Raw genomic sequence first — 2,685 nt, forward strand, 5'->3', positions numbered from 1 at the left:
CTGACCGAGAGCGGCGACACCCCGCGGCTGATGTCGCGGATCCGCTCGCACCTGCCGATCTACGCCTTCTCCCGCCACCCGCGCACGCAGAGCCGAATGGCGCTGTTCCGCGGCGTGAACCCGGTGCCCTTCGACAGCGAGCGGATTGCCGAGGCCGAGCTGAACGCCCGGGCGGTGGAAGAGCTGATGCGCCGTGGCGTGGTCGCCAAAGGCGACCTGGTGCTGATCACCAAGGGCGATCCGGCCAACGGCCAGGGCGGCACCGACACCCTGCGCATCGTGCGCGTCGGCGACGTCATTCATTGAAGAGGTGGGGCCTCCCGGTCGGGCAAGCGGCCAGGGATGCCCCGAATACGCGCCGAATAGGTGAAATCACGGGAGTCGCTCGCTCCTGCCTGCGGCAGTGCGGTGATGCCCCGTTCAACGGGAATCGAGATAAATGAACAAGAACAATCTTATCCAGCAGGTCGCCGCCCGCGAAATCCTCGACTCGCGCGGTAACCCCACCGTCGAGGCGGTGGTCACCCTGGCCGGCGGCGCCGTGGGCATCGCCAGCGTGCCCTCCGGGGCCTCCACCGGCACCCGCGAGGCGCTGGAGCTGCGCGACGGCTCGCTGCGCTACCAGGGCAAGGGCGTGATGAAGGCGGTGGAGAACGTCAACCAGCCGATCCGCGAGCGGGTGCTCGGCCTCGACGCCTGCGACCAGCGCGCGGTCGACGACGCGATGCTCGAGCTGGACGGCACCGAGAACAAGAACATCCTCGGCGCCAACGCCATCCTCGCCGTGTCCCTGGCCACCGCCAAGGCGGCCGCCGCGGCCCGCGGCCTGCCGCTCTACGCCCACCTGGCCGAGCTGTTCGGCGCGCCGGGCGAGTACAGCATGCCGGTGCCGATGATGAACATCCTCAACGGCGGCGAGCATGCCGACAACAACGTCGACATCCAGGAATTCATGATCCAGCCGGTCGGCGCGGCGAGCTTCAAGGAAGCGCTGCGGATCGGCGCCGAGGTGTTCCATACTCTGAAGAGCGTGCTCTCCGAGCGCGGGCTGAGCACCGCGGTGGGCGACGAGGGCGGCTTCGCGCCGTCCCTGTCCTCCAACGAGGAAGCCCTGGTGGTCATCCAGGCGGCGGTCGAACGCGCCGGCTACGTGCTGGGCAAGGACATCACCCTGGCCCTGGACTGCGCCTCCTCGGAGTTCTACCACGACGGCGAGTACCGGCTGGCCGGCGAGGGCAAGAGCTTCGACTCCAGGGGCTTCGCCGACTACCTGGCGAGCCTCTGCGAGCGCTACCCGATCGTCTCGATCGAGGACGGCATGGACGAGAGCGACTGGGCGGGCTGGGCCTACCTGACCGAGAAGCTGGGCGACAAGGTGCAGCTGGTCGGCGACGACCTGTTCGTCACCAACACGAAGATCCTCAAGGAAGGCATCGAGAAGGGCATCGGCAACTCGATCCTGATCAAGTTCAACCAGATCGGCAGCCTCAGCGAAACCCTCGACGCCATCCGCATGGCCCAGCTGGCCGGGTACACGGCGGTGATCTCGCACCGTTCGGGGGAGACCGAGGACACCACCATCGCCGACCTCGCCGTGGCCACCCGTGCCGGGCAGATCAAGACCGGCTCGCTGTGCCGCTCGGACCGGGTCGGCAAGTACAACCAGCTGCTGCGCATCGAGGAGGCGCTGCAGGGCAAGGCGCCCTACGACGCCGGGCCGCTGCTGAAGCGGCGCTGCTGCGGAGGTGCGGCATGAGGCGCAAACAGGTCATCGGCAACTGGAAGATGAACGGCAACCTGGCCGCCAATCGCGCGCTGCTGGACGAACTGCTGCCGCAGCTGGCGGTGCTGGAGGGCGTCGACCTGGCAGTCTGCCCGCCCTTCCCCTATCTGGCGCAGGTCGGCGCCCTGCTGGAAGGCTCCGGCGCGGCGCTGGGTGCGCAGAACCTCCACACGGCCGAGAAAGGCGCCTTCACCGGCGAGATCGGCGCCGGGATGCTCAAGGAGCTGGGCTGCCGCTACGTGCTGGTCGGCCATTCCGAGCGGCGCAGCCTGTACGGCGAGTGCGACGAGATGGTGGCGGAGAAGTTCGCCGCGGCGCTCAGGGCCGGCCTGGTGCCGGTGCTCTGCGTCGGCGAGACCCAGACGCAGCGCCGCCAGGGCCAGACCGAGCAGGTGGTGTCCGCCCAGCTGCAGGCGGTCCTGCGCCGCGCCGGCATCCAGGGAATCGCCGCCGGGGTGATCGCCTACGAGCCGGTGTGGGCCATCGGCACCGGCGAAACCGCCTCACCCGAGCAGGCCCAGGCGGTGCACCGGCATATCCGCGGGCTGCTCGGCGAATTCGACCGCGAGCGGGCCGAGGCCACGGCGATCCTCTACGGCGGCAGCGTCAAGGCCGACAACGCCCAGGCCTTGTTCGCCCAGCCGGACATCGACGGCGGGCTGATCGGCGGCGCCTCGCTGGAGGCGGCCGCGTTCGCCGCGATCTGCCAGGCCGCCGCGCGCTGATCCTATCCACCCCATACCCGCCAGCGCCGCGGGACACAGGTCCCGGCGGCGCCCCTGACGCCAAGAGAACAAGAGGTAGCCCCATGAGCACCGAGAGCCGTCTGCAAAACCTTTTCCCCACTGCCGCCGAGATTCCCGAGCAGTACCGCCTGGGCGCGCCGATCGAGCAGCGCGAGT

At 69.5% G+C, this 2,685-nt stretch carries 3 protein-coding genes; all 3 read left to right on the top strand.

From position 1 onward, the window contains the following. Positions 1–306 (top strand): pyruvate kinase alpha/beta domain-containing protein (locus EV691_RS23005; protein ID WP_279388882.1); only part of this gene is annotated, 306 nt, incomplete at its 5' end. Positions 307–439: 133 nt separating this feature from the next. Next, the gene (gene eno, locus EV691_RS23010) at positions 440–1,756 is read left to right on the top strand and encodes a phosphopyruvate hydratase (protein ID WP_131302547.1); all 1,317 of its coding nucleotides are present in this window, start codon (positions 440–442) and stop codon (positions 1,754–1,756) included. Next, positions 1,753–2,508 carry a triose-phosphate isomerase gene (tpiA, locus tag EV691_RS23015; RefSeq protein ID WP_131302544.1) on the top strand — a complete coding sequence of 252 codons (756 nt, stop codon included), beginning with the start codon at positions 1,753–1,755 and terminating at the stop codon, positions 2,506–2,508. Before eno ends, tpiA begins: the two co-directional genes overlap by 4 nt. Positions 2,509–2,685 lie beyond the last annotated feature (177 nt).

Source organism: Azotobacter chroococcum (assembly GCF_004339665.1).
Classification (GTDB): Bacteria; Pseudomonadota; Gammaproteobacteria; order Pseudomonadales; family Pseudomonadaceae; genus Azotobacter; species Azotobacter chroococcum.

Bases quoted from the DNA above. Each gene is read 5' to 3' on its own strand.
- eno (WP_131302547.1), top strand. From the start codon at position 440: ATGAACAAGAACAATCTTATCCAGCAGGTCGCCGCCCGCGAAATCCTC.
- tpiA (WP_131302544.1), top strand. From the start codon at position 1,753: ATGAGGCGCAAACAGGTCATCGGCAACTGGAAGATGAACGGCAACCTG.